The 26,056-nt window shown below is 62.8% G+C and carries 21 protein-coding genes; 7 read left to right on the forward strand and 14 right to left on the reverse strand.

Translation table 11 applies throughout. The annotated features are described in order from the left end of the window. Positions 1-283: 283 nt before the first annotated feature. The 4 genes from BLT65_RS01805 to BLT65_RS01825 all read left to right on the forward strand — a co-directional run bounded on the left by BLT65_RS01805 (position 284) and on the right by BLT65_RS01825 (position 4,490). On the forward strand, positions 284-496 hold the full coding sequence (locus BLT65_RS01805; protein ID WP_091774306.1) for a glycine zipper 2TM domain-containing protein: 213 nt from the start codon (positions 284-286) through the stop codon (positions 494-496). Between the two features lie 321 nt (positions 497-817). Then, positions 818-1,435, forward strand: a complete 618-nt coding sequence (locus tag BLT65_RS01815; protein ID WP_091774310.1) for a hypothetical protein — start codon at positions 818-820, stop codon at positions 1,433-1,435. Between the two features lie 352 nt (positions 1,436-1,787). After that, on the forward strand, positions 1,788-3,386 hold the full coding sequence (locus tag BLT65_RS01820) for an L-lactate permease (protein WP_091774312.1): 1,599 nt from the start codon (positions 1,788-1,790) through the stop codon (positions 3,384-3,386). Between the two features lie 129 nt (positions 3,387-3,515). Continuing rightward, positions 3,516-4,490: a DMT family transporter gene (locus tag BLT65_RS01825; protein ID WP_091774314.1), complete on the forward strand. Its 975-nt coding sequence runs from the start codon at positions 3,516-3,518 to the stop codon at positions 4,488-4,490. A gap of 757 nt (positions 4,491-5,247) precedes the next feature. Here BLT65_RS01825 and bamC read toward each other — a convergent pair. Beyond that, positions 5,248-6,471, reverse strand: a complete 1,224-nt coding sequence (gene bamC, locus BLT65_RS01830; RefSeq protein WP_042311338.1) for an outer membrane protein assembly factor BamC — start codon at positions 6,469-6,471, stop codon at positions 5,248-5,250. Between the two features lie 488 nt (positions 6,472-6,959). Here bamC and BLT65_RS01835 point away from each other — a divergent pair, with 488 nt between their 5' ends. Next, positions 6,960-7,439: a DUF2844 domain-containing protein gene (locus tag BLT65_RS01835; protein ID WP_091774316.1), complete on the forward strand. Its 480-nt coding sequence runs from the start codon at positions 6,960-6,962 to the stop codon at positions 7,437-7,439. An 11-nt stretch (positions 7,440-7,450) separates the two neighbouring features. Next, complete coding sequence (locus tag BLT65_RS01840) at positions 7,451-8,770, forward strand: DUF3443 domain-containing protein (protein ID WP_091774318.1); 1,320 nt, start codon at positions 7,451-7,453, stop codon at positions 8,768-8,770. Positions 8,771-8,861: 91 nt separating this feature from the next. On the opposite strand, the gene BLT65_RS01845 is transcribed toward BLT65_RS01840, so the two are convergent. From BLT65_RS01845 to BLT65_RS01895, 11 genes are all read right to left on the reverse strand, one after another. Further along, positions 8,862-10,967, reverse strand: a complete 2,106-nt coding sequence (locus BLT65_RS01845) for a YadA family autotransporter adhesin (protein WP_091774320.1) — start codon at positions 10,965-10,967, stop codon at positions 8,862-8,864. Between the two features lie 501 nt (positions 10,968-11,468). Further along, positions 11,469-11,699, reverse strand: a complete 231-nt coding sequence (locus BLT65_RS01850; RefSeq protein WP_007585520.1) for a hypothetical protein — start codon at positions 11,697-11,699, stop codon at positions 11,469-11,471. A gap of 124 nt (positions 11,700-11,823) precedes the next feature. Beyond that, positions 11,824-12,273 (reverse strand): hypothetical protein, encoded by a 450-nt coding sequence (locus BLT65_RS01855; protein WP_042311361.1) that lies wholly within the window; start codon positions 12,271-12,273, stop codon positions 11,824-11,826. Between the two features lie 128 nt (positions 12,274-12,401). Next, on the reverse strand, positions 12,402-13,169 hold the full coding sequence (locus BLT65_RS01860; protein WP_007740224.1) for an amino acid ABC transporter ATP-binding protein: 768 nt from the start codon (positions 13,167-13,169) through the stop codon (positions 12,402-12,404). Positions 13,170-13,172: 3 nt separating this feature from the next. Then, positions 13,173-13,850 carry an amino acid ABC transporter permease gene (locus BLT65_RS01865; protein ID WP_007585514.1) on the reverse strand — a complete coding sequence of 226 codons (678 nt, stop codon included), beginning with the start codon at positions 13,848-13,850 and terminating at the stop codon, positions 13,173-13,175. A gap of 21 nt (positions 13,851-13,871) precedes the next feature. Beyond that, entirely contained in the window at positions 13,872-14,654 is a 783-nt protein-coding gene (locus BLT65_RS01870) for an amino acid ABC transporter substrate-binding protein (protein WP_042311329.1), read from the reverse strand. A gap of 348 nt (positions 14,655-15,002) precedes the next feature. Then, positions 15,003-16,454 (reverse strand): dihydropyrimidinase, encoded by a 1,452-nt coding sequence (gene hydA / locus BLT65_RS01875; protein WP_091774322.1) that lies wholly within the window; start codon positions 16,452-16,454, stop codon positions 15,003-15,005. 49 nt (positions 16,455-16,503) lie between these two features. Continuing rightward, the gene (locus BLT65_RS01880) at positions 16,504-18,003 is read right to left on the reverse strand and encodes an NCS1 family nucleobase:cation symporter-1 (RefSeq protein WP_091774324.1); all 1,500 of its coding nucleotides are present in this window, start codon (positions 18,001-18,003) and stop codon (positions 16,504-16,506) included. 39 nt (positions 18,004-18,042) lie between these two features. Then, on the reverse strand, positions 18,043-19,356 hold the full coding sequence (gene preA / locus BLT65_RS01885; RefSeq protein WP_091774326.1) for an NAD-dependent dihydropyrimidine dehydrogenase subunit PreA: 1,314 nt from the start codon (positions 19,354-19,356) through the stop codon (positions 18,043-18,045). Positions 19,357-19,417: 61 nt separating this feature from the next. After that, positions 19,418-20,767 (reverse strand): NAD(P)-dependent oxidoreductase, encoded by a 1,350-nt coding sequence (locus BLT65_RS01890; RefSeq protein WP_091774328.1) that lies wholly within the window; start codon positions 20,765-20,767, stop codon positions 19,418-19,420. Positions 20,768-20,875: 108 nt separating this feature from the next. After that, positions 20,876-22,153, reverse strand: coding sequence for a Zn-dependent hydrolase (locus BLT65_RS01895; protein ID WP_091774330.1), 1,278 nt, complete (start codon positions 22,151-22,153; stop codon positions 20,876-20,878). A 366-nt stretch (positions 22,154-22,519) separates the two neighbouring features. Here BLT65_RS01895 and BLT65_RS01900 point away from each other — a divergent pair, with 366 nt between their 5' ends. Further along, positions 22,520-23,242 carry a TetR/AcrR family transcriptional regulator gene (locus tag BLT65_RS01900; RefSeq protein ID WP_091774892.1) on the forward strand — a complete coding sequence of 241 codons (723 nt, stop codon included), beginning with the start codon at positions 22,520-22,522 and terminating at the stop codon, positions 23,240-23,242. Between the two features lie 13 nt (positions 23,243-23,255). Here the strand turns inward: BLT65_RS01900 and boxA are convergent, their stop codons facing one another. Both boxA and boxB read right to left on the reverse strand, forming a co-directional pair. Beyond that, a complete protein-coding gene (gene boxA / locus BLT65_RS01905; RefSeq protein ID WP_091774332.1) occupies positions 23,256-24,506 on the reverse strand; it encodes a benzoyl-CoA 2,3-epoxidase subunit BoxA in 1,251 nt (416 codons plus the stop codon). 35 nt (positions 24,507-24,541) lie between these two features. Then, on the reverse strand, positions 24,542-25,969 hold the full coding sequence (gene boxB / locus BLT65_RS01910) for a benzoyl-CoA 2,3-epoxidase subunit BoxB (protein ID WP_091774334.1): 1,428 nt from the start codon (positions 25,967-25,969) through the stop codon (positions 24,542-24,544). Between the last annotated feature and the right edge of the window lie 87 nt (positions 25,970-26,056).

Raw genomic sequence — 26,056 nt, forward strand, 5'->3', positions numbered from 1 at the left:
CTACTTTTCTTTGCGGCGGCAAAGAAAAGTAGGTGCCGCCCCGCACAGGGGCGACGCGTGAAGCACGCTAACGAATCGCGGATGCCAGCGAAAGCGAAAGCGAATGCGACAGCAAAAACCAACCCCGAAACCAAAAACCACCCCCGAAACATTTGATTACGAAACCGACACTTTACTGACAAGCCCATACAAACAGAAACGGCACCCGGCGATACCATCGAATCACCAGATCGGGACCGCGATTTGCGAGTCCCGTCGATACGAACATCAGGGAGACGCAATCATGAAAACCTTCCATCGAATCGGTGCGCTGGCTACCGTCATAGCCGTGGTGGCAAGTCTCTCCGCATGCGACGGCATGACCACGCGGCAACGCGATACGGCCATCGGCGCGGGCGTGGGCGGCGCAGCGGGTGCGGTGATCGGCGGCAACGCGCTGTCAACGCTGGGTGGTGCGGCCGTCGGCGGCGTGATCGGCAACCAGGTCGGCAAGTGACGTAGCGCGAACCATTGAATGAAGTGCGAGCGCGCTCATATCGAGCGATTCGCACGGAAGATGAAATACGACAAATCGCCGTCGAAGGCGATGCAGGCAAACGGCTTCGAATACCGCGCCGGCGAAGTTGCGGGCGCGGGAATTCAAAGCCGAAGGGAGATGGGCAAAGTCCGGCGCGCACGTACGCGCCGGACATGTCCTTTCATTGATCGTGCATGAAACACGCCGTTACCACTTTGTGACGTGTACGATGAAATGCTGACGTAAGCTCAATGGATAAGCGCGCTATCAATGGGCGCTGGAGATCATCAGGAGCACGTCATGAATCCGCTCGATGCAACGATGCGCGCCGCCAGCGCCGTTGCAGCGCTGGCACTGTCGGGCGTGCTGTCCGGCTGCTACTACTATGCGCCGTACGGCTACTATCCCGGCTACGGGTACTATCCCGCCTACCCCGCTTACCCCACCGTGCCGACGGCGGCAACGCAGCAAGAGATGCCCGTCGGACCTGGCTATCCGGCCGGCGATCCCGCACAAGCCTACGCGCAGGCGCAATTCACGATGCCCGGCGATAGCGCGTCTTATCCGGCCGCCCAAGCCTATGACGCTGCACCCGCTTACGCCGCGCCTGCCTATTACCCTGTCGCGTATCCTGCCTATCCGTACGGTTATCCCTACTACGGCTGGCCCGGCTGGTGGGGACCGTCGATCTCGCTGAGCTTCGGCTACTGGGGCGGTTGTTGCGGCGGCCACTATGGCTACTGGGGACATCGCGGCTATTGGGGCGGCCATGGCTACTGGGGCGGCAACGGACACGGTTACTGGGGCGGCGGCCACGGCAACTGGAACGGTGGCCATGCTGGCTGGGGCGGCGGTCATGGCGGCTGGGGTGGCGGCGGCAACAGCTGGGCTAGCGGCGGCCACGGGCGCTCGCACTGAGCCGTATCGAATGCGGCACGCGTCGAAGCACGCGCGCCCGGTTCCGTGGACACCAACGAACGCTAACGATACGCCAACGAACGCTAACGATACGCCAACAAAGACCCACGCTACGATTCAGCACCCACTTCTATTCCCGCAACAACCTTCTTCGTTTTCCCTGCTTGACTGAAATCGCCAGCGCTCTATGCTGGCGGTTGCTTGTGCAACATCTGTTTAATTGCGTGATCCGACGTCGCGCGTTCCCCAGCTTCCCCACTCCGCGCTACGCCGCTTTCATCCGTCCAGCCCTGCCGCTTCGCCGCGTAGGTGCAGTCCTCGCGTCGAATCGAATAACAATGATGGAGACGTGATGTTCCACCAGTTTCTGACTCCTATCGGCAACTCGCTGTTGCCATCGTTCCTCGTTGCTGCGTTGCCCATTCTCGTCGTGCTCGTGCTGCTCGGCTGGGCGCGTCGCCCGGCGTGGCAGGCTTCGCTGGCTGGTCTCGTCGTCGGATTGCTGATTGCGATCGTCGGCTGGCACTTTCCCGTCGGACTCGCGCTCGATTCCGTCGCGGCGGGCGCGGTGTTTGCCTGCTGGCCCGTGATGTGGATCGTCGTCACCGCGATCCTGCTCTACAACATCGCGCAGTATTCGGGCCGCTTCGCCGCTTTCCGCATGTGGATGATCGACAATCTGCCGAACGACCGGCGCATCGTGCTGGTCGTGATCGGCTTTTCGTTCGGCGCGCTGTTCGAAGGCATTTCGGGCTTCGGCACGCCGATCGCGATCACCAGTTCGCTGCTGATCCTGCTCGGCTTCCCGCCGCTCGAAGCGCTGACCTTCACGCTGATCTTCAACACGGCGCCCGTCGCGTTCGGCGCATTGGGCGTGCCGATCACGGTACTCGGCGCGGTCACCCACCTGCCCGTCGATTCCCTCGCCAAAATGGTCGGCCGCCAGTTGCCGTTCTTCGCGCTGCTGCTGCCGTTCTACGTGATCGGCGTGTACGCGGGCTTTCGCAACATGCTGCGCGTATGGCCCGTGCTGCTGGTGGCGGGCGGCAGTTTCGCGCTGACGCAGTTCCTCACGTCGAACTTCATCAACTACAGCCTGACGGACGTGCTGTCTTCACTGGTTTCGCTGATCCTGACAATTGCCTTCCTGCGCGTCTGGCGCCCCGCTGCCGATCCCGCGTTCGCCATCAATGTCGATCGCGTGAACGAGACGCGCGGCAAGATCACGGGCGCGCAGGGGTGGTATCCGTGGCTGATCGTGTCGGCTGTCGTCATCATCTGGACGATCGCGAAGATCTTCATGATCGGCGACGTGAAAGTGCCGTGGCCGGGTCTCGACAAGGCCGTCTTCATCACGCTTTACAACGCGCCGTATGGCGCGATCTGGGACTTCCAGCCGCTCGCGACAGGCACCGCAATTCTCGTCGCGGCGCTCATCACGGCGTTCGTCGTCAAGCTGAAACCCGGGGACTTCGGCCGCGCGATCGTCGATACATGGGTGCAGACGCGCATCGCCATCCTGACGGTGGCGACCATCGTCGGCCTCGCGTACCTGATGAACTATTCGGGCATGAACTACACGCTGGGTCTCGGCGTGGCGTCCGTGGGCGCGTTCTTCCCGCTGGTGTCGGCGTTCCTCGGCTGGGTCGCCGTGTTCCTGTCGGGCAGCGACACGTCGGGCAACGCGCTGTTCGGCAACCTGCAGGTGGTTGCAGCGAATCAGCTGAACCTGAACCCGGTGCTGATGGCCGCGACCAACTCGTCGGGCGGCGTGATGGGCAAGATGATCTCGCCGCAGAACATTGCCACAGGCGTCGCCACGACCGATCTCAAGGGTAAGGAAGGCTTCGTGTTCGCGAAGACGTTCAAGCATTCGATCCTGCTGACCGTCCTGCTCGGCATTCTCGTGTGGCTGCAGCAGAACGTGCTGCAATGGATGATTCCGCATTGACGCCTGGGCGTTGCCAGAGCGGGCGCCGCGCACGCGCGCCCGCCTGATAGCGTCAATCCTGACAGGCGGATTGTCGATTCTTGCTGTTTCATCTCATCGTGAAACGACGCGCGTAATCCCGGTGTTAGCATGCGTACGCATCGCGACTCAACTGCGCGCGACACCTTCACGATGAATCCAGTCAACATCCTCCAGCTTCTCATCCTCGCGGCCCTCTGGGGCGCGTCGTTCCTGTTCATTCGCGTTGGCGTGAGCGACTTCGGGGTCGCGCCGCTGATGGCGCTACGCGTCGGCATCGGCGCGCTGTTTCTGCTGGTCGTGCTCGTCGCGCGGCGTCCGTTGCGCGAGTCGGCGGCGACGTTGGGCACGCGCGCGCTGCCGTTGCTCGTGGTCGGCGTTCTCAATTCCGCCGCGCCGTTCTGTCTGTTCGCGTATGCGGAGATCACGCTGTCGGCGGGCGTCACCTCCGTGATCAACGCCACGACGCCGCTGTGGGGCGCCGTCGTCGCCTTCGTGTGGCTCAAGGACCGTCTGAGCGTGCTGCGTACTATCGGTCTCGCGATCGGTTTCGCGGGCGTGCTGATGCTCGTCTGGGATCAGATCGCCACGCCGAGCGGCACTAACATCTCTCCCGCCACGACGGCGCTCGCGGCCGCCGCCGCGCTCGGCGCGACGCTGCTGTACGGCATCGCGGCCAGCTACACGAAGAAGCATCTGACGGGCGTCGACGCGCTCACGGTCGCGACGGGCACGATGATCGGCGCGACGATCGTGGTATTGCCGCTGGCCGTGGCGACGTGGCCCGCGGTCGCGCCGTCCGTGAATGCATGGGGCTCGGTGATCGCGCTGGGCGTCGCGTGTACGGGCATCGCCTATATGCTGTTCTTCCATCTGATCGCCGTCGCCGGTCCCGCGCGTGCGATCACCGTGACGTTCGTGATCCCCATTTTCGGCATCCTGTGGGGTGCGCTGTTTCTCGGCGAGCACGTGTCGATGGGCATGATCGAGGGCTGTGCGGTGATTCTCATCGGCACCGCGCTCGCAACGGGCGTAGTCAAGCGCATTCCAGGCTTCGGCGGACGCGGCGTGAACGAGCGTTGCTGATTCGCTGGCCTGCTCTTCGCTGCGCTTCCTGGTAACGGCGGCGACGGCGGCAGTACAAAAGATGACCCGCGCTCCAACCATGAAGCGCGGGCGAAACCGCCGCCCTACGACGATCGGCGACGGGGCCACCGAGACGGGCGCTGGCAGACGCCCGTCCATATCTGGCGATAAGCACATCGATCCGCAGCGGGCGCAAAGCCTGGACAGATGTACGGTCAAACTTCCCGCAAATCCAGACTGCATCAGGCTTTGCGAGCTATTTCGTCAAGTTCGGGACAGTTGACAGCAGCAAGCGCGCCAATCACGCGCGGCGCGTTGTTCACACAAGTGTTTGATTTGGTGTGGAGAATCGAAAGTGAGAGCGCTGCCGGCCGCCGGGTGTGGCGCGCGTTACGCGCGGGCCGCGACTCGAGCGCGGCCCAGCGTGGATCATGCTCAATGGAGTTTGCGGAGTCCGTGAAGTCCGCGGCGCGCCGCGCGAAACTTCGAAGGTTCGAACGACAGCGCTGCGCCGCACATCACCGCGAGCACGCACGATCAGGCTCGCAACCCACATCCAGTACGGCATGACGTCGAACATGGCCGGTCTCCTTTTCATGTTGGCCTGATCGACGTCCGAGCAAGACGCATGCACGTGCGCTTCGCTTCGACTGGAAGAAGCTGTCGGGCAAAATGCGACGCCATAAAAAAAGCCCGCGTGACGATGTCCGTCACGCGGGCTTTTTGCGTGGCCGCGCGAGGCGCGCGGCCATCAGCGTCAATGCAACTGATCAACCATCAGCGACATGATCTGCTTTGCTTGCGGCGACGAATCGACGTCGCCCTTGTCGTCGACGACGGCAACACGCGTCTGGTTCGGCGTCACCGCGCGCACGTTCACGCGATACTGCTTGGCGACCTTTTCCTTGCGGCCGTGGAACACCTGGCTCCAGAAGCCCTGCTCGGCCGACGTCATGTCCTTCGGATCGACATAGCGGACAAAGTAGATGCCGCGCGTGAGATCGCGGTCGTCGACGGTGAAATTGCTGCGGTCGAGCGCAAGACCGACGCGCAGCCACGCGCGGTCATATGGCTCGCCCAGCGTCAGTTCCGTCGACGAGAACTGCGCCGACGTATCCGCCGACGAAGGATCCCGCACAGGCGTTTGTCCGGCCAGCGCGACGTTCTGCGCAGCCGTTGCGGCCGCCGCCGATTTCGCGCCGCCCGCCGCCGCGTTAGGCGGCGTTTGCGAGCCGGCCGGCGAGACATCTGCCGCCGCGTTTGCCGTACGCGTGCCCGTGTCGTTCTTGGCGAGCGTCGCCATCAGGCGCTTCAGGTATTCGGTTTCGAGCGCGGGATCATTCGGCTTCGGTTCCCACTTGCTCGTGTCGTTGTTCGCGCCGCTGAGCGCTTCGCGCAGGCCCTTCTGACTGATGAACACATAGGTGCCGCCGTTCGGCGCCGCTTCCAGACGCGTGCGGTACTTGTTGCGCTCGGCCGTCACGTACGAGTTGCCCATCGCCTTCGACAGCGTGCTGCGGATCAGGCCGTCGTTGATGGACGGATGCGTTTCGTTCCAGTCCGTCTCCATCACGCCCTTGTCGCGCTGGTCGACGACGAGCAGAAAGCCCTGTTCCTGCCAGAAACGGCGGATTTGCGGCCACGCCTTGTCCGGGCTCTGGTTGTCGAGCACGAGCCAGCTTTCCGTGCCGTCGCGCTGGATATGCATGCCGCTGACGGCGGGTGCGACCACTGCCGCGGTCGGCGCATCGCTTTGCACCTGCTGCAACGTGGACAGCGAGGTCTGACCGCTTTGCGGCGGCAGCGAACGCTGGTCTGCGGTTTCCTCGAGCATGTTCGGCGGAACAGCGAGTGACACTTCCTTCGATTTCGAGTCGCTCTTGTAGTCGATCTTGTTCGGCGACGACGTGCCGCAGCCGGCGACCAGACCGCCTGCCATCAGCAATGCTGCAAACCGCTTGGTGAGACGAAGTTCAGTCATGTTCCAGGAATCCTTCCTATAAGCCACGGAAGCCACGGCAAGTCCGTGGACTAACCCATCATTTTACCGGCCCGGCGACACGAAGTGCAAAAAGCGCGGCTTACCGCGCGTCATTTTGCTTTCAATCGAGGCCTGATTGACCCGTCCGCCTGCTGCGTCGGGTGTTCGAATTGCGAACTTCCGCGTCGGCCGCCCCCGCGCCGCAAAAAACCGCACGCATCATCTCACAATGAACCGGGAAGTCTGCATTTTGGAACGGTTTTTGGCTTGATATTTAACATTCCGACACAGTGTTTTGGGCAACGGAAACGCTCAATCGACTTGCTCTATGTCATTGATTCCCATGAACTAAATGTGCATGGTCGGGATGTCGCATTTTGAGACGCGCACGCGACGTTTCTGCGGTCGCAAATCTCATCTCAAAACCCCGGTGCTATCTTGAATTAACGATCTCAAAAAGAAACCCGAGGGTCCGAGGGAGTTGCCATATGTCATTCAACAATACTCATCCAGCGACCGCCATCGCCACATCCGTCGTGTTCGCGCTGTGCGCGAACACGCTCGCTGCCGGCGACGCGCGCGCCCAGCTCGGCGGCACGATGCCCGCGTCCCAGGTCACCGGCAACCCGACACAGCGCGTTTTGCCGGGCAGCGCAGTGCGGGTGCGTTCGAGCGTCGATGCAGGTGGCACGACCATCAACGAGTACGCGACTGGCGACGGTTTGATCTTCGCCTACGCGTGGCAAGGCCCGACCATGCCGGACCTCACGCGAATGCTAGGCCCGTATGCAGAACGGTATCGCGCGAAGGCGGCGGAACAGTTCGACGCGACGGGACTTCTTCATGCGTCGCGCGTCGAGCAACCGGACGTCATCGTTGAATCGGGTGGACAGATGCGCAGTTATGTCGGTCGGGCGTGGCTGCCGGCTGCCCTTCCCGCCGACGTTTCGCTCGCCGATCTGCGCTGACGGGATTTCCCATGAATAACGTACTGATGGGTGCAGTTCGTTTTGCGCAGGGCACGATCGTTACGCTCGCCACACTGACCACATTAGCGGGATGCGGCGGCGGCGGTTCCAGCACGACGAACACGACCGGCAATTCGCCCCAGTCAACACCCGCTTCGCCTGGCGCAACGGCCAGCAGCACACCATCGGCCAGCGCGCCCGCGCCCGCGAGCGCCCCCGTCGCGACGGTGCAGCAATCGACGATCCCCAACGTTCATCCCGTGGTCGTCACGTCGACGCCCACGCAGACCCGCAACATGCTCACGACGAGCGTGACGGTATGCGTGCCCGGTACGTCGAATTGCGTGACGATCGACAACGTGCAGGTCGATACGGGTTCGCAGGGCCTGCGCGTGCTCGCCTCACAATTGCCGGCGAGCCTCGAGCTGCCAGCCGTGCCCGCCACACCGCCTGCGGGCACAGCCAACACGCTCAACGGGGAATGCAGCGTGTTCGGCACGGGCTTTACCTGGGGCGCCGTACGCACAGCCGATGTCCGCATGGCCAGCCAGCTCGCGCCCGGCATCGCGATCCAGGTAATCGCCGACCCTTCCGTCCCGACGGTGCCGTCCGACTGCGCCGCTTCAGGCTTGCCGATGATGACGCCCAGCGCGCTGCGCGTGAACGGCATTCTCGGCGTCGGCCTGTTTTCCGCCGATTGCGGCGGCGGCTGTATCACGTCGGCCTTGCCTCGCTGGTACTATGCGTGCGACCCGACGGGCTCATGTACATCGACCAGGCAGCCCCTTGCTCAACAGGTGGCCAACCCCATCAGCCAGTTTGCGCTCGACAACAACGGCATCGTGCTCGACCTGCCCGCCGTGGGTCCGAACGGCGCGGCGACGTTGAATGGATCGATGATCTTCGGCATCGGCACGCAGGCCAACAACACGCTCGGCAACGCGACCGTGCTGAAGGCCAACACGACGAGTGGCTATGTGACAACCTCCCTCAACGGACAACCCTATTCACAAAGCTTTTTCGACAGCGGTTCAAACGGCCTGTTCTTCCCGAGCACGACGCTCGCGCGTTGCGGTTTCTGGTGGTGCCCCGCTTCGACGCAATCGCTGACGGCGACGGTGACGGGCACCAACGGTGCATCAGCTGCGCCGGCATTTTCGATTGCCAACGCGCAAACGCTGTTTGCCACCCAAAACTATGCGTTCAATAACCTTGGCGGCCCCTCGAACGCGTTCGACTGGGGGCTGCCGTTCTTCTTCGGACGGCGCGTCTACACCGCGATCGAATCGCGACTGACTTCCGCTGGCAAGGGACCGTTCTACGCGTTTTGAACCTGCCGCTCACGTGCGGTTGATGAGCGGTCGTAGCGCGATGTTTGGCACGGGTGTCGAAGAGACGGACACCCGCGCCAGCTCACCGGAGTCAGTTGCCGAGCACGATGCCGATACCTGCACGCACAATGGTGCTGTTACTGCCCGACGACGCTACGCCTGCATTGAGATTGATCGTCCCCTTCTCGTTCCAGCGCGACACGCCTAGCCCGAATGCCGCCTGGCCGCGATAGCCGGCGACACCGGCATTGAGCGTCGTGCGCCCTGGCAGATAGGGCGTAACGATCTGCAAGGCAGAAGCGGACGCAATGCCCTTTCGCGTGCTTCGGTCGAGATCGTTGATCGACTGATAGGTCTGATCGACAGCCGCATTCAACTGGTTCAGGTTGACGGCATCCGTGCCATGCGTGCCGGGCGCGACATTGACAACCTGCCGCTCGCTGCCCGCCTGACCGACCGATACGGTATTCGCCCGATCCGCCACCGAGCCCGCGCCGAGCGCAACCGAACCGCTGGCAGTGGCCTGGCTACTCGCGCCGAACGCCGAAGCGTTTGCGCCATTGACGACGGCCTGTGCGCCTACGGCCGTCGCTGCGGCAGCATTGGACTGCGCGCCGCCGCCGATCGCGGTCGACTGATCGCCATTCGCGACGGCGGCTGCGCCTACCGCCGTAGCATGCGTACCTGTCGCGGATGCGGCTTCCGTCGCGGCGTCTCCATTCGCGCTCACGAATGGCGTAGACGCCGTTTGCACGTTGATGACCCGGTTCATTGCGTCGTTCAACTGACTGAGGTTGATGGCGTCGCCAGCAAGCACGCCATTGGCCAGATTGTGAATGACGGTGCCGCCCGCCACACCTTGCCCGAGGGTCACATTCGCGTAGTCGACCTGGCCGTCCGTGTTGTCATAGACCACCGCACTCGCCATATGGCCATTGCCGTCAACGAGCCCCGCCTGCTTCAACTGGGCGACGTTGACCGCGTCGGTGTCGGCCGTACCCGCGGCGACATGCGTGATCTGCCGCTCGTTACCCACCGATCCCACCGACACCGAATTGGCGCGATCCGCCACCGCGTTCGAACCGAGCGCGACCGAATTCGAAAACGCGGCCTGTGCGCCGCCGCCGATCGCGACGGACTCCGCGCCTGTTGCCAGCGAGTCGGCAAGTGTCGAATTGGCGTGGAAGTAGCGCGGCTCGACGCCATTGTTGATCACGTTGCCGAGTGCGATGTTGAGGTCGTTGATCGCACTGGTGTTGGTCGTAACCCGGGTATCGAGATTGCCGAGTGCGTCGCCGACATTGCGAAACACGCTGCCGCCGACGCGATAGGTCGGCGCCACGACCGTTCCATCTGGCGACACCGACGCGCCGCCGCCTAGCGCCGACGCAACACTTGCGCTCAGCCCATACAGTTGACTACCGTTGATCGCGTCGTGACTGGCAGCATCGACTGCGCCGTTGGCCACGTTGCCGAGCCGCACGGGCGCACCTGCTGTCACGCCGCCCAGCGTGACGGCGTCATGCGCGGACGAGTCATACGTCACGGCATCCGCCAAACCTGACGACACAGCGTCCCGCAACTGACTGACGTTGACCGCGTCCGTGTTGGCCGTGCCGGCCGCGACGTTGACGATCTGGCGTTGCAGCGTTGCATTGCCCACCGACACCGTGTTCGCCCGGTCGGCCTTCGCGTTCGCGCCCAACGCGACAGCGCCGTCTACGAGGACAAGGGTGTTCGATCCCAGCGCCAGACTGTCTGCGGCGTTCGAACCGGTAAAGGCGTTGAAGCCAAAGGCGAGCGAGCGCTGCCCCGTTGCGATTGAAAACGAACCGAGCCCGAGTGAGTCACTGCCGTCCGCCGTCGCCATATAGCCGATCGACACCGCCCGGTCCGCATCGAAGCCTGTCGACGCGCCATAACCGATCACCGCCGAGTTCACAGCCAATGCAGCCGATAGCGAGCCGATCGCAGTCGATCCCGTGCGCGCCGCGCCCGCCCCGGCTCCGACAGCCAGCGCATTGTCGCCCCACGCATTCGCGGACGGCCCGATGGCCATTGTGTTCAGGGTGTTCGCTGCCGTAGTGGGCGCGCCCGTCATTACGTTGTTGCTCACCGCGATGTAGTCGGTGACGGAAGCAGCGCGCACCGCCTGCGGCGCCGCTGCCATCGTGCCCACACTGATCGCGACGGCCATGCCAGCATACCCGCGTCGTGCGAAACGCCCATTCGTGCAGCGACCCGGCGAAGAAGCCCGCTCACATCCAACACCTGTTCCACTTTGCAAATTGCTCATCCAAAACCTTGGTACGGGTAACAACCTCTCTCCCCAAAATGTGGCAACGTGCGGGACGTAGCGCACTCGCTTCGCATACCGAAACAATATGGTCGCAGCATTTGAAAACGATTGCGCCTACGCATCCGCAAGGATGCCTCCTACGCACCGACACTTCTTCGATGTCGGTTACGACAGGCAAATCCTACGGAGACGGTTCAACCGTCAATACAAGAAAACTCCCAAAGTCGGAATTCTTCGAGCGGCGGAGCGACGCGCGTCGAGCGGCCATGCAAGCCACACGAAGCGAACCCGGCGATAAGCAAAGGAAAGCGCGCGACGACAGTGCGCGAACGGGCCGGACGAAAACCGGCGAGAAAGAATTCGGGCTACGCGCCCTGGTGGCAACGAGACCGGGCCGCGCTACGAGCCGCCGCCCGCCAATACCTGTTCGAGCGCCATTGAACGTGCGGCTTCCTCGGCTTCTTCAGGGGTATCGAACACGCTGCCGGACACATGGACCTGATGCCATTCGGGTTTGTCGGCCGCGTCGCGGAAGATGCGAAAGCGCGCGCAGTAGCCGCGCGGCGTGACGGGCACTACGTCGATATCGACGGATGCGCCTTCAATCTGATGTCTGACGAAGCCGTCCATGCTGCCCTCCTGACATCTGCATTGCACGCGGAAATCCTAGCATGGCGGGAGTGCGTGCATTGCAACATGGCGCAAACGTGGGCGGGACTGCCGCAACGGTGCCCCCGAAGAGACACCGCCCGCATCACTCGTCGGAGTGCGTTCCGTCGTCGGGCGTCGTGTCTTTCGCGAGGCGTGCCGGCGCCAGCCAGCGGAACGCGCTCTGCTGGCCGTTCGCATCGTACGTGCATTCGGCTGCGGCGGGCACCGCGGTGGTTGGCGGCTTGGACTTCGCGATCGCGGCCACCACGGGCGCGAGCAACCCGGCTTCCAGGATGTTGGTGTTGGGCGGCTTCGCGACGGCGGCTTCCGAAGCCGTCTGCGGATGCTCGAGCGTGCCTTCGACGACCACGCGGCTGCCATGAATGCCCGAACCCGCGTGTGTCACCTTCAGCGTGTCGCGGCCGGAAAGCTCGCTCGCCGACTGCCGCATCGTCTGCTCGCATGCGCTCGTGTTTTTGTACACGGCCGCGCAGCCCGCGGACAAAGCGGCGGCAACCATGCAGCAGGCGATAACAGGAGTGCGGGTCTTCATCGATCTTCCATCATTCGGGGCGACGGCCATTGTAGCGTAGCTGTCCGCAGCCAGCATGAAGCGCGGGCGCCGGAAAGAAACAAGGGCACTCGCAGGCGCCCTTGCAACGATGCACGACAGACAGCCGTTCAGTCTTCCCAGCTATCCGGCAGGCTCTGCGTGAGCGTCGACACGAAGCTCGCGGTTTCCGGCTGCTGCGGCCGCGTAAAGATGTCACGCGAATGGCCTTGCTCGACGATCGAGCCGTTGCTCAGAAACACGACGTTGCGCGCGATCGATGCCGCGAGCCGCAGATCGTGCGTCGCCATCAGCATCGTCATGCCTTCTTTCGCAAGTTGGCGCAGCACTTCGACCACTTCGGCGGCAAGGCCCGGATCGAGCGCGGAAGTCGGCTCGTCGCACAGCAGCACTTCCGGCGAAGGCGCAAGCGCGCGCGCAATCGCGACGCGCTGCTGCTGACCGCCCGATAGCGTGACAGGCCACGCATCGGCCTTGTGCGCGATGCCGACCTTCTCCAGCAATTCGAGCGCGCGCACTCGCGCGCGTTCGCGGTCCCACTTCTGCACGGTGAGGAGCCCTTCCATCACGTTCTCGATCACCGTGCGATGCGGGAACAGCTGAAAGTTCTGGAACACCATCCCTGTGCGGCGACGCATCGCGAGCACGGCTTCCTTCGACGGCTTCTCCGTGCGGCTGAACTGGATACGCTGGTCGCCGAGTTCCAGCGAGCCAGCTTCGGGAATTTCGAGCAGGTTCACGCAGCGCAGCAGCGTGCTTTTGCCGCTGCCCGACGGGCCGATCAGCGCCGTCACGTTGCCTTGCGCGAGCGCGAGATCGACGCTGTTCAGCACGCGATGATCGCCGAAATACTTTTCGATTTTTTCGAGGCGGATCATCGTTCAGTTACCCGACGTGAAAAGCGCGTGACGGCCAAAGCGGCGTTCGAGGCGCACCTGCGCGGACGACAGCACCGAGCTAAACACCAGATAGATCAGCGCGGCTTCCGTATAGAGAATGAGCGGCTCGTAAGTCACCGACGCAATCCGCTGCGCGGCCTGAAAAATTTCCGGCACGGTCAGCACGGCGGCCAGCGACGTGTCCTTCACGAGCGCGATAAACGAGTTCGACAGCGGCGGCAGCGCGACACGCGCCGCCTGCGGCAGGATCGCGCGGCGCAGCGCCTGGCCGCGCGTCATGCCCATCGAATAAGCCGCTTCCCACTGCCCTTTCGGGATCGACTCGATCACGCCGCGTATCACTTCCGAGTTATACGCGCCGACGTTCAGCGAGAAGCCGATGATGGCGGCCGTCAGCGGATCGAGCACGATCCCGACATTCGGCAAGCCATAGAAGATGACGAACAGCTGGACCAGCAGCGGCGAGCCACGAAACAGCCACACATAGAAGCGCACGATCGCTACCGACCAGCCCGGCCCAAACAGCCGGACCAGCGCCACGATGAACGCGAGCGCGATCCCGATCGCAAACGACACGAGCGTCAACGGCACGGTGAACACCAGGCCCGCATAAAGCAGCGGCCACAGCGATTCACCCATCAGGTGCAACCATGCAGGCATGATTCAGACTCGCCTTGTCGCTTACTTGGAAACGTCTTTGCCGAAGTACTTTTCGGAGATCTTCGCGTACGTGCCGTCGGCCTTGATCTCTGCCAGCGCCTTGTTGATGGCGGCCTGCAGATCAGGATTGCCCTTGCGGATCAGGACGGCCGAATGGTCCGAGCTGTCCGAGGAGGTATCGATGGCGGCGATCTTCACCTTCGCATCCGGCTTGTGCTTCTTGAAGTCGAGGAACGACAGCGAGTCGTTGACCGTCGCGTCGACGCGGCCCGACGTCAGCAGGTCGATCGATTCGTTGAAGCCTTGCACGGGGATCACTTCCGCGCCGTGCGCAGCGGCGATCTTGCCGAAGTTGCTGGTCAGCGTGTTGGCCGACTTCTTGCCCTTCAGGTCGTCGAAGTTCTTGATCGTGGTGTTGTTCGAGGCCACGATCAGCGCGGCGTGCGACACGATGTACGGGTCCGAGAAGTCGTACTTCTGCTTGCGCGCGTCGGTCACGGCCACTTCGTTGATCACGGCGTCGTAGCGGTTCGCGTCGAGACCGGCGATCAGGCCGTCCCACTTGCCTTCGATGAACTCTGCCTTCACACCCAGCTTGGCCGCGATCGCGCGGGCAATATCGACGTCGAAGCCCGTCAACTGATTCGACGAGTCATGGTACGTGAACGGCGCATAGGTGCCTTCCGTACCGACCTTGAAGGCGCCGGCGGACTTGATCTTCGCGAGGTCGTCAGCGGCGAATGCGGCCGTCGCCGTTGCGACTTGCAACAGGCCGATCAGCAGAAGGGATCGAATCGACTTCATAGAGTGTGCTCCGAGGTTCGTTTTGTCCGGTTTTGCGTGTTGTCTGCAGGAACACCCGTCCGGCAGCGTGGGCGGACTGTAGCAAACGGTCCTTATTTCCACAACGCATTTGAAGGCTTATTCATATGCCGAGGCGGAATAAACCGGACCGATTTCTTGGGTTGTGCGCAGTATACGGTGGCAGGCCAAACCCCTGCAGACCATGGGGCCTTACTGTTGCCCGCATGTCGCATGTGGCCTGCCACGAGGCGCGAAAGCATACCCGAAAACGAAAACGGCCGCTCCCGCTGCGAAAATGCGGGGCGGCCGCGCGTGCTGCAACGCGACAAAGCGTGTACGCCAACGCCGTTAGCGCTCGACGGGATGCGGCTCCTTCAGCTTGTTCGCGACCCGCACGGCATCGTAATAGGCGGCGTTCGGCGGACGCTTGAGATACTGCCCGGCGCCACGTTGCGCGCGCAGATCGCCATCGGCCCACGCATGCGCGCCGCGTGTGAACGTATGCATCGCGACGCCCTGCACCGTCATCCCTTCGAACACGTTGAAGTCGACCTTCTGATGATGCGTCTTCACCGAGATCGTCTTCGTCGCCGCCGGGTCCCAGATGACGAGATCGGCGTCGGCGCCGACCTGCACCGCGCCCTTACGTGGATACAGGTTGAAGATCTGCGCGGCGTTCGCCGACGTGATCCGCACGAACTCGTTCGGCGTGATGCGCCCTTGGTTCACACCCTCATGCCATAACACCGACATCCGGTCTTCGACACCGCCGCAGCCGTTCGGAATCTTCGTGAAGTCCTCGCGGCCCATCGCCTTCTGCGACGCGCAGAATACGCAGTGGTCGGTGGCCGTCGTGTGCAACTGGCCTGATTGCAGCCCGCGCCACAAAGCCTCGCGATGCTCGCTGGTGCGGAACGGCGGGCTCATCACGTGCGCGGCGGCGCGCGTCCAGTCGGGATCGCGATACACCGATTCATCGATCACCAGATGCCCCGGCAGCACTTCGCCGAACACGCGCTGCCCTTCGTTACGCGCACGCGAAATCGCTTCGACGGCTTCTTTCGACGACACATGCACGATGTACACAGGCACGCCGAGCACCTGGGCAATGCGGATCGCGCGATTCGCGGCCTCCCCTTCCACTTCGGGCGGACGCGACAGCGGATGCGCCTCCGGTCCCTTGAAGCCCTTCGCGAGCAACTGCTTCTGCAACTGGAATACGAGTTCGCCATTCTCCGCGTGAACGGTGGGCAGCGCGCCGAGTTCGAGCGAACGCGAGAAGCTGTTCACGAGCACTTCGTCGTCAGCCATGATCGCGTTCTTGTACGCCATAAAGTGCTTGAAGCTCGACACGCCATGCTCATGCACCAGCGTACCCATGTCGCGATACACGGAATCGTCCCACCATGTCACGGCCACATGAAAGCCGTAGTCGCTAGATGCCTTCTCGGCCCAGCCGCGCCACTCCTTGAACGCATCCATCAGCGGCTGCTTCGGGCTGGGAATCACGAAGTCGATGATGCTCGTCGTGCCGCCCGACAAGCCTGCCGCCGTGCCCGTATAGAAATCGTCGCTGGCCGTCGTGCCCATGAACGGCAGTTCCATGTGCGTGTGCGGATCGATGCCGCCTGGCATCACATACTGGTCGTGCGCATCGACGATGTTCACGCCCGCGGGCGGATCGATCGTGCGTTCGATCTGCAGGATCGTCCCGCCGTCCTGCGGGTCCGCGATCAGCACGTCGGCTCTGTGCGTGCGGTCCGAATCGATTACCGTGCCGCCGCGAATCAGGGTTGTCATCGGGTGCCTCCTCTATTAATTCATCAGAACCGCGCGGGTCGTGTGTGACTCACGCGCTCGCCATGCTCGCACCGGGACTGCGGCGCATCTTCATCCACGTGCCGTACACGATGGAGGCGAGCGCCAGTCCCACGAACCACGCATACGTGTAAAGCGTATTGAAGAACGCGGGCACATTCGGAAACGACGCGGGAAATGCGGTATGCAAAAAGCCCGGCAGATTCGGCAGCACGCCGATCACCAGCGCGACGACAGCGGCGATGTTCCACCCGCCCGTGTAGCTGTATTCACCGTTCTCGTCGAACAGTTCGCGCTGGTCGAGCCGCGTGCCGCGAATGAAGAAGTAATCGACCATCAGAATGCCCGCAACAGGCCCGAGCAACGCCGAATAGCCAACGAGCCACGTAAAGATGTAGCCCTGCGTGGTCGCGAGAATCTTCCACGGCATCATCACGATGGCGATAGTCGCGGTAATCATCCCGCCCGCGCGATACGAAATACCCTTCGGCCACAGGCTCGAAAAGTCATACGCGGGGCCGACCAGATTCGCCGCGAGATTGCAGCACATCGTATCGAGCGTGAGGATGATCAGCGCAACGCCGACGCCGATGCCCGTCATGCGGCTGGTCAGATCGATCGGGTCCCAGATCGCCTTGCCGTAAATCACGACCGTCGCCGACGTGACGACCACCGAGATCACCGACAGCAACGCCATCGGCACGGGCAGCCCAATCGACTGGCCGACGATCTGGTCGCGCTGCGTCTTCGCAAAACGCGTGAAGTCGGGAATGTTGAGCGCAAGCGTCGCCCAGAAGCCGACCATCGCCGTGAGACTCGGCCAGAACGTGATCCAGAAAAGCCCTTCTTTCTTGCCGCCCGGCGCGAATTGCGAAGGCGCGGACAGCATCGAGCCGACACCGCCCGCTTTCGACGTTGCCCACCACACCAGCGCGATGCACATCACGACTTTGATGGGCGCCGACCAGCTTTCGAGCCAGCGGATCGAATCGGTGCCATGCACGATGAAGTAGATCTGCAAGGCCCAGAACGCGAGAAAGCACGCGAGCTGCGCGATCGAAATGTCGAGAAACGGCAGCGCCGCGCCGTGCAGCGCGTTGCCCGTCAGGATGTTGAGTAGCGTATAGATCGCGCTGCCGCCGAGCCACGTCTGGATGCCGTACCAGCCACACGCGACGATCGCGCGCAGCATCGCGGGCAGTTTCGCGCCCTGCGTGCCGAACGACGAGCGCACCAGCACCGCGTACGGAATGCCGTGCTTCGCGCCCGCGTGTCCGATCAGCAGCATCGGCACCAGTACGATCAGGTTGCCGAGCAATACCGTCAGCACCGCCTGCCACGGCGACATGCCCTCTTCCGTCAAACCGGCCGCGAGCATGTACGACGCGATGTTCATCACCATGCCGACCCAAAGCGCAGCGAAGTGATACCACTTCCACGTGCGCTGCGCGGGGCCCGTCGGCGCGAGGTCTTCGTTGTATAGACTGCTGCCGGCGTGAGTCGTATCGGCGGATTGCGCTGTCTGCTTCATCGATGGATCTCCACTTGATCGCTCTTTGATTGTTGAAGTTCAGGCCGCTTTTGCCGCGTGTTCCTGTGCGTGCGTTGTTTCAGCTGCGTCCGCAACGACTCGCGCCGGATTGTTCGGATGCGTGGTCCAGTTCGCGTACTCGCCGCTATCGACGCGCTCCATCGTGATGCATTGCTCGACGGGACACACATGCATGCAAAGATTGCACCCGACGCATTCCGCATCGACCACTTCGAAATGACGCTTGCCGTCCTTCTCGCGTGTGATCGCCTGATGCGAGGTGTCTTCGCAGGCGATATGACAGAGGCCGCACTGGATGCATTTGTCCTGATCGATGCGCGCCTTGATGTCGTACTTCATGTTCAGGTACTTCCAGTCCGTCACGTTCTGCACCGCGCGGCCGCGAATGTCGTCGAGCGTCGCGTAGCCTTTTTCGTCCATCCAGTTCGACAGGCCGTCCGCGAGATCGGAGACGATGCGAAAGCCGTAGTGCATCGCTGCCGTACACACCTGCACGCTGCCCGCGCCGAGCACCATGAATTCGGCCGCGTCGCGCCACGTAGAAATACCGCCGATGCCAGAGATCGGCAAGCCCGGGGTCTCTGAATCACGCGCGATTTCAGCGACCATGTTCAACGCGATCGGCTTCACAGCCGGGCCGCAGTAGCCGCCATGCGTGCCCTTGCCATCGACAGTCGGCATCGGCGCCATCTGGTCGAGATCGACAGCGACGATCGAGTTGATCGTGTTGATCAGCGACACACCGTCCGCGCCGCCCTTGTATGCGGCGCGCGAACCCATGCGGATGTCGCTGATGTTCGGCGTGAGCTTCACGAGGCACGGCAGCTTCGTGCCTTCCTTCACCCAGCGCGTGACCATCTCGATGTACTCCGGCACCTGGCCGACAGCGGAGCCCATGCCACGCTCGCTCATTCCGTGCGGACAGCCGAAGTTGAGTTCGACGGCATCGGCGCCCGTGTCTTCGACGAGCGGGAGAATCCATTTCCAGTCGCGCTCGTTGCACGGCACCATCAGCGAGACGATCATCGCGCGGTCGGGCCAGTCGCGCTTGACCTCTTTGATCTCGCGCAGGTTGACGTCGAGCGGCCGGTCGGTGATCAGCTCGATGTTGTTCAGGCCCGCCATGCGCTGGCCGTTCCATTGCACGGCGCCGTAACGCGAGCTGACGTTGACCACGTGCGGGTCGAGCCCGAGTGTCTTCCATACGACGCCACCCCAGCCCGCTTCGAACGCGCGGTTGACGTTGTAGGCTTTGTCCGTTGGAGGCGCGGACGCGAGCCAGAAAGGATTCGGCGAAGTAATGCCGGCAATCGTGCAGCGAAGATCAGCCATGTTCGGCTCCGTGGGGATTCGGTTTTGTCGTTTTCGCGTGATGCGTGCTTGCGTTGTCGCTTCAGGCCGCCTTGACGGCGGCGAGCGCGAACGCCGCGTCGATTGATGCCGCCGCGAGCTTGCCGTCCTGCACCGCCTGCACGGTCAGATCGATGCCGCCCGATGCCGCGCAATCGCCGCCCGCCCAGACTTTGTCCAGCGACGTGCGCAGATCGGCGTCGACTGCGATGCGGCTTTGATCGAGCGTCAACAGTTCGTGATCGAGGCCGACGCTCACGAGCGTCTGGCCGATTGCCTTGAGCACCATGTCCGCTTCGAGCGTGAAGCGCTCCGCGCTGCCGTCGCTCGCAGTGCGTTCGAATTCAACGCCCGTCACATTTCCGTCGCTGCCGATCAATCGCACAGGCTTCGCATACGTGATGAGCGTCACGCCCTGCGTCTGCGCGAAATCGCGCTCGGCCCACGTCGCGCTCATCGACTCGACGCCGCGCCGATACACCATCGTCACGCTCGTCGCGCCGAGCTTGCGGCTTTGCACGGCGGCATCGACGGCCGTATTGCCGCCGCCGATCACGATCACCCGGCGGCCAACCGGCACCGTCGCGAGATCGCTCGCCTGACGTACCTGCTCGATGAAATCGACGGCGTTCATCACGCCGTTCAGTGCTTCGCCTTCGAGTGCGAGAGCGCGCACACCGGTCAGGCCGATCGAGAGAAACACGGCGTCGTGCTGTTGACGCAGCGAATCGAGCGATACGTCACTGCCCAGCTTCACACCCGTCTTCAATTCGATGCCGCCTACCGACAACAGCCATTGCACTTCACGCTGCGCGAAGTCATCGACCGTTTTATACGCGGCGATGCCGTATTCGTTGAGGCCGCCGCCCTTGTCATGCGCGTCATAGATCGTCACGCGATGACCCGCAACAGCCAGACGATGCGCGCACGCCAATCCCGCCGGGCCCGCGCCGACGACGGCCACATGCCGTCCGCTATCCGGCGCGCGCGTGAACTTCACGGCATCGCGCGCCATCGCCCAATCGGTGGCGTGACGCTGCAACGCGCCAATCGCGACGGGCTTCGCATCCTGGTGATTGCGCACGCACGCGCCTTCGCAGAGGATTTCGGTTGGACACACGCGCGAGCACATGCCGCCCAATGGATTCGCCGAAAGGATATCGGTCGCGGCGCCCTTCAGATTGCCGTTGCCGATCTTGCGGATAAAGCTCGGGATATCGATTTGCGTCGGACACGCCTGCACACACGGCGCGTCGTAGCAGTAGTGACAGCGGCTCGCGGCTGCTGCGGCGGCTGTGGGATCGAGCAGCGGCGCAATGTCGGCGAATTCGCATGAGAGCTGTTCGGACGACAAGCGCTGCGCCGCGATGTCGCCCGTTTGCTTGATGGCCATACGCGTTCCTTCGTCAAAGTGAGGACGTAGCCGTGCCTGCCGGCTTCGCGTGAACGAAGCCGGGACGGCGTGTTTTATGAGTGCAGCGTTACAGCGTGATCAGGCTCTTTACGATGCCGGTTCGCAGGCGCGCTCCAGCATCGCGTGCAGCAACACGTTCGCGCCCGCCTCGATCCATTCGGGCGTCGCGTCCTCAATTTCGTTGTGACTGATACCATCCACGCACGGCACGAACACCATCGATGTCGGCGCCACCTGCGACAGATAGCACGCGTCATGACCCGCGCCCGACACCATGTCGCGATGCGGATAGCCGAAACGCTCGGCAGCGGCGCGCACGGACTTCACGCATACCGCGTCGAACTTGACGGGCTCGTAGTAGAAGATCTGTTCGAGCTGTGTTTCGAGGCCGATGCCGCCCGCGATCTTCGCGACGCCTTCGCGCAGCGCGGCGTCCATCTTTGCCAGCACGGCATCGTCGGGATGACGGAAATCGACGGTGAAAAACACGCGGCCTGGAATCACGTTGCGCGAGTTCGGATGCACCTGCATCATGCCGACCGTCGCGCACGCGAGCGGCGCGTGATCGAGACCGATACGGTTGACGAGATCGACCACCCGCGCCGCGCCCAGCAACGCATCCTTGCGACGCGGCATCGGCGTCGGGCCCGCGTGCGCCTCCTGGCCCGTCAGCGTGATTTCGTACCAGCGTTGGCCTTGCGCATCGGTGACGACGCCAATCGTCTTGTGCTCTGCTTCGAGTATCGGCCCCTGCTCGATGTGCAATTCGAACGCCGCGTGGAGCGGGCGGCCACCGCACGGCACGTCGCCCGCATAGCCGATGCGTTTGAGTTCTTCACCGATCGTCTTGCCGTCGACGTCCTTGCGCGACAAACCGTAGTCGAGCGTGAAGACGCCTGCGAACACGCCGGACGCCACCATCGCGGGCGCAAAGCGCGAGCCTTCTTCGTTGGTCCAGATCACGACTTCGATCGGGTGCTCGGTTTCGATGCCGCGATCGTTGAGGCTGCGAATCACTTCAAGCCCGCCGAGCACGCCGTAGATGCCGTCGAAGCGGCCGCCTGTCGGTTGCGAGTCCGCGTGCGAACCCGTCATCACGGGCAGCGCATTCGGGTTCACGCCAGCGCGCCGCATGAACACGTTGCCCATCTGATCGACGCTGACCGTGCAGCCCGCTTCCTTCGCCCAGCTGACGATCAGGTCGCGTCCCTCTTTGTCGAGATCGGTCAGCGCGAGGCGGCAGACACCGCCCTTCTGCGTCGCGCCGATTTTCGCCATCGTCATCAGGCTGTCCCACAGACGTTTGCCGTTGACGGTGATCGACGTATCGAGTCCTTGCTTCAACGCTTCGGATACCGCATTCATTCGTTGCTCCTCTGGATCAACACGCTTTGCAGTTCAACCGCGAGCGGCTTTGCGTCCTCTCGCGACGAAGTGAAACTGGTGCATCGGCGGCGCGTTCGAATTCGCTTTGGGGCATGGGCGCACAATCGGCGTGCATGTTTTCCAGGCCTTCGTTTTAGCGGTAAACCCTGGCCGCCGGCTGCTCTGCGAATCCTGTCCGATTGGACAGGTTGTAGCCGATTAAAAACATCAAATCAATGTCTTTCGTGCGAACGGGAACAGATGAACACGAGAGCGAGAACCATGCCATTGCAACGCAGCATGATTTTCTGCACGCGTAATGAAACGGCGAATGCGTTGATGTCGATCGGGGCACGAGCGGCTAGAATGAAGCGCGACGCGGCACAAAGGCTAACGATGAGACACGACGACACGGCAGTGAGCGAGACCGGCAACGACGAAGCGCCCGCCCCTTTGCGGCGGCGCAAGGCTCACATTCGTGAGAGCAATGAAGCGCATCTTCTGGCGTGTGCGGAAGCCGTTTTTGCGGAGCGCGGCTTCGAGGGCGCGAGCACGGCGATGATCGCGGAGCGCGCAGGCTTACCGAAAGCCAACGTCCATTACTACTTCCCGACCAAGCTCGCGCTCTACCGGCGCGTGCTCGAAGACCTGTTCGAAGACTGGCATCGGGCGGCGAATACGTTCGAAGGCAGCGACGATCCCGTCGAAGCAATCGGCGGCTATGTGCGCGCGAAGATGGAGTTGTCGCGGCGACGGCCGCTCGGCTCGAAGGTGTGGGCGAACGAGATCATTCACGGGGCGGACCACATGCTCGACATTCTCGAGCAGCGCGTGAAGCCGTGGCTCGATACCCGCGTGACTGTCATCGACGACTGGATCGCGCGCGGCCTGCTCGCGGACGTGGATGCGCAAACGCTGATGTACATGATCTGGGCCACGACGCAGCACTATGCGGATTTCGACGCGCAGATACGCGCGCTGGGCGGCAAGCGCGCGTTCTCGCAAAAGGCCTTCGACGCCACCACGGAGCAGGTCGTACAACTCGTGATTCGCGCGTGCGGGGCGAAGTCTGCGTCGGCGAAGAACTGAGGCCGGTGCGCGCTCAGTATGTTTCCAGATGCAGGCGCCCTTCGCGCTTGAGCCGCTGCCACAGCACGTCCCATTCGAGGCCATGCTGATCGGCGATGTCCTTCAGCGACTGCAACACGCCGTCTTCCATCCCTTTCAGCCCGCACACGTAGATGTGGGTGTTGTCGTCGCGCAGCAAGTGCGCGACGTCGACGGCACGCTCGCGCATTGCGTCCTGCACGTAGCGCTTCGACTCGCCCGGCGTGCGTGAAAACGCGAGATTCGTGTCGATGAAGTCTTTCGGCAGATTCGTCAACGGCCCGAAATAAGGCAACTCTTCCTTCGTGCGCGCGCCGAAGAACAGCATCAGCTTGCCCGTTGCGCCTTTCAGCCTGCGCCTGCGCCGATACTCGGTCATCGCGCGCATCGGTGCGGAACCCGTGCCCGTGCAGATCATCAGCAGATGCGAGTTCGGATGGTTCGGCATCAGGAACGTGCTGCCGAATGGGCCGATCACGTTGACCACGTCGCCCTTCTTCAGGTCGCACAGATAGTTCGAGCACACGCCGTTCGCCGCGTCGCCCTGATAGTCCTGGGTGACACGCTTCACGGTTAGCGAAACATTGTTGTAGCCGGGCCGCTCGCCGTCGCGCGGACTGGCAATCGAATACTGGCGCGCATGATGCGCGCGTCCATCTGCGGCGCTGCCCGGCGGCAGAATGCCGATCGACTGTCCTTCGAGGACAGGGAACGGCATCGAACCGAAATCCAGCACGATGTGATGGATATCGCTTTGCGTCTTCTCGTCCGTCAGCCGATAGTTGCCGACGACCGTGGCCGTCGTCGGATTCTTGTGCGTGTAGAGATTCACATACGGACGTGCGGCGGACCACGGCGGCACCACTGCGCCGCGCACCGTATCGACTTCGATGCCTTGCGCTTCGTCGGTGCTGTCGCCGCTCGCGGCGTTTTCTTGCGCCGGTGTCTCGGTTGAAGACGGCAACGCCATCGTGCCCTGCTCCGGCAACACGTCCCACGTGTACTGCTCGTCGATGCTATAGGCGTCTGCCTTGAGCACCGAGCGCCAGTTGTCGATCGCGCCCGTCGGACACGGCGGCACGCACGCCATGCAGCCGTTGCACACGTCCGGCATCACGACGTAATTCGTACCGTCGTGCGTGATCGCATCGATCGGACAGGTCTCTTCGCATGTGTTGCAGCGAATGCAGATCTCCGGATCGATCAGATGCTGCTTGAGAATTTCGACCGGTACGGGCGCGTTCATGATGGTTCTGCCTTTTGCTTTGCTTTACGTTGCGTTCAGTTGAAGCGCACGTATTCGAAATCGACGGGCTGGCGGTTGATGCCCATCGCGGGCGGCGCGATCCAGTTCGCAAACTTGCCGGGCTCGACGACGCGCCCCATCAGCGACGCGACGAACGCGCGATCCTCCGCGGTCGGCAGCCATTTCGCTTCGTTCGCTGCCCATTCGGCCTCGCTGATTACGCGGCCATCGGGCGACACACGCGTGCCCGCAAAGGTGCCGATCTGCCGGTTGAACGCCTTGTGCGGCACAGTCAGGCGAAAGTCGATACCGGCCTTCTCTAACACCTTGTTCCAGCGTCCGACGCCCGCGACGGAATCCTTGATGTAGTCGTCGCGCAGCACTTCGTTCATCGCGTTGAGCATGGGTACTTCGCGTTCGACCAGCTTACCGTCCGCGACATCGAGCAGCTTGTAGCTCTGCCCGTTCAGTTGATGGTCGTCGTCACGCTTGGTTTCCTCGTAGCGGCCCTTGAGGCCCGAACTGTAGAACGTCGCCGCATTCGACGAATGATCCGCGCCGAACAGGTCGATCGTCACCGAGTAGTGGAAGTTCAGATAACGCTGGATGGTGGGCAGATCGATCACGCCGGCTGCGCGAATCCTGCTTGCGTCATCCGTCTTCAGTTCGTTCATCACCTGCGCGGTGCGCTGCACGACACGCGACACGCCCGATTCACCGACGAACATGTGATGCGCTTCCTCCGTCAGCATGAACTTCGTGGTCCGCGCAAGCGGATCGAAACCAGATTCGGAGAGCGCGCTCAACTGGAATTTGCCGTCGCGATCCGTGAAGTACGTGAACATGTAGAACGCGAGCCAGTCGGGCGTTTTCTCGTTGAACGCGCCGAGAATGCGCGGGTTGTCGTCGTCGCCCGAGCGGCGGCCGAGCAGCGCTTCCGCTTCCTCGCGCCCGTCGCGGCCGAAATGACGATGCAGCAGATACACCATCGCCCACAGATGCCGGCCTTCCTCGACGTTCACCTGAAAGAGGTTGCGCAGGTCGTACATCGATGGCGCCGTGAGACCGAGGTGACGCTGCTGCTCGACGGAAGCCGGCTCCGTATCGCCTTGCGTGACGATGATGCGGCGCAGGTTCGCGCGATGCTCTCCCGGCACGTCCTGCCACGCCGCTTCGCCCTTGTGCTCGCCGAAGTTGATCTTGCGATCCTGATCGCCGGGTGTGAGAAAAATGCCCCAGCGGTAGTCAGGCATCTTCACGTAGTCGAAATGCGCCCAGCCGCCAGGATCGACGCTGGTCGCCGTGCGCAGATAAACGTCGAAGTCATGCGAGCCATCGGGGCCCATGTCGCCCCACCATGACAGGAAGTTCGGCTGCCATTGCTCGAGCGCGCGTTGCAGCGCGCGGTCGTCGGCGAGGTTGACGTTGTTCGGGATCTTGTCGGTGTAGTTGATCGTGGACATGTCGGTTCCTTGAGCGCGGTGCGATGGTTCGCATTCGGTCGCGTTGGTTCGCGTTTATTCGGCTGGCGAGAGGCTTCGGATCGGTGC

This window comes from Paraburkholderia steynii (assembly GCF_900100565.1).
GTDB lineage: Bacteria > Pseudomonadota > Gammaproteobacteria > Burkholderiales > Burkholderiaceae > Paraburkholderia > Paraburkholderia terrae.

Excerpts from the sequence above, each read along its gene's own strand:
- BLT65_RS01855 (WP_042311361.1), bottom strand. The coding sequence starts at position 12,273 with ATGAAGACCCGCACTCCTGTTATCGCCTGCTGCATGGTTGCCGCCGCT.
- BLT65_RS01850 (WP_007585520.1), bottom strand. The coding sequence starts at position 11,699 with ATGGACGGCTTCGTCAGACATCAGATTGAAGGCGCATCCGTCGATATC.
- BLT65_RS01860 (WP_007740224.1), bottom strand. The coding sequence starts at position 13,169 with ATGATCCGCCTCGAAAAAATCGAAAAGTATTTCGGCGATCATCGCGTG.
- BLT65_RS01870 (WP_042311329.1), bottom strand. The coding sequence starts at position 14,654 with ATGAAGTCGATTCGATCCCTTCTGCTGATCGGCCTGTTGCAAGTCGCA.
- BLT65_RS01815 (WP_091774310.1), top strand. The coding sequence starts at position 818 with ATGAATCCGCTCGATGCAACGATGCGCGCCGCCAGCGCCGTTGCAGCG.
- BLT65_RS01840 (WP_091774318.1), top strand. The coding sequence starts at position 7,451 with ATGAATAACGTACTGATGGGTGCAGTTCGTTTTGCGCAGGGCACGATC.
- boxA (WP_091774332.1), bottom strand. The coding sequence starts at position 24,506 with ATGAACGCGCCCGTACCGGTCGAAATTCTCAAGCAGCATCTGATCGAT.
- BLT65_RS01890 (WP_091774328.1), bottom strand. The coding sequence starts at position 20,767 with ATGGCCATCAAGCAAACGGGCGACATCGCGGCGCAGCGCTTGTCGTCC.
- BLT65_RS01825 (WP_091774314.1), top strand. The coding sequence starts at position 3,516 with ATGCGTACGCATCGCGACTCAACTGCGCGCGACACCTTCACGATGAAT.
- boxB (WP_091774334.1), bottom strand. The coding sequence starts at position 25,969 with ATGTCCACGATCAACTACACCGACAAGATCCCGAACAACGTCAACCTC.
- hydA (WP_091774322.1), bottom strand. The coding sequence starts at position 16,454 with ATGACAACCCTGATTCGCGGCGGCACGGTAATCGATTCGGACCGCACG.
- BLT65_RS01865 (WP_007585514.1), bottom strand. The coding sequence starts at position 13,850 with ATGCCTGCATGGTTGCACCTGATGGGTGAATCGCTGTGGCCGCTGCTT.
- BLT65_RS01805 (WP_091774306.1), top strand. The coding sequence starts at position 284 with ATGAAAACCTTCCATCGAATCGGTGCGCTGGCTACCGTCATAGCCGTG.
- BLT65_RS01820 (WP_091774312.1), top strand. The coding sequence starts at position 1,788 with ATGTTCCACCAGTTTCTGACTCCTATCGGCAACTCGCTGTTGCCATCG.
- BLT65_RS01880 (WP_091774324.1), bottom strand. The coding sequence starts at position 18,003 with ATGAAGCAGACAGCGCAATCCGCCGATACGACTCACGCCGGCAGCAGT.
- BLT65_RS01895 (WP_091774330.1), bottom strand. The coding sequence starts at position 22,153 with ATGAATGCGGTATCCGAAGCGTTGAAGCAAGGACTCGATACGTCGATC.
- bamC (WP_042311338.1), bottom strand. The coding sequence starts at position 6,471 with ATGACTGAACTTCGTCTCACCAAGCGGTTTGCAGCATTGCTGATGGCA.
- BLT65_RS01835 (WP_091774316.1), top strand. The coding sequence starts at position 6,960 with ATGTCATTCAACAATACTCATCCAGCGACCGCCATCGCCACATCCGTC.
- BLT65_RS01845 (WP_091774320.1), bottom strand. The coding sequence starts at position 10,967 with ATGGCCGTCGCGATCAGTGTGGGCACGATGGCAGCGGCGCCGCAGGCG.
- preA (WP_091774326.1), bottom strand. The coding sequence starts at position 19,356 with ATGGCTGATCTTCGCTGCACGATTGCCGGCATTACTTCGCCGAATCCT.
- BLT65_RS01900 (WP_091774892.1), top strand. The coding sequence starts at position 22,520 with ATGAAGCGCGACGCGGCACAAAGGCTAACGATGAGACACGACGACACG.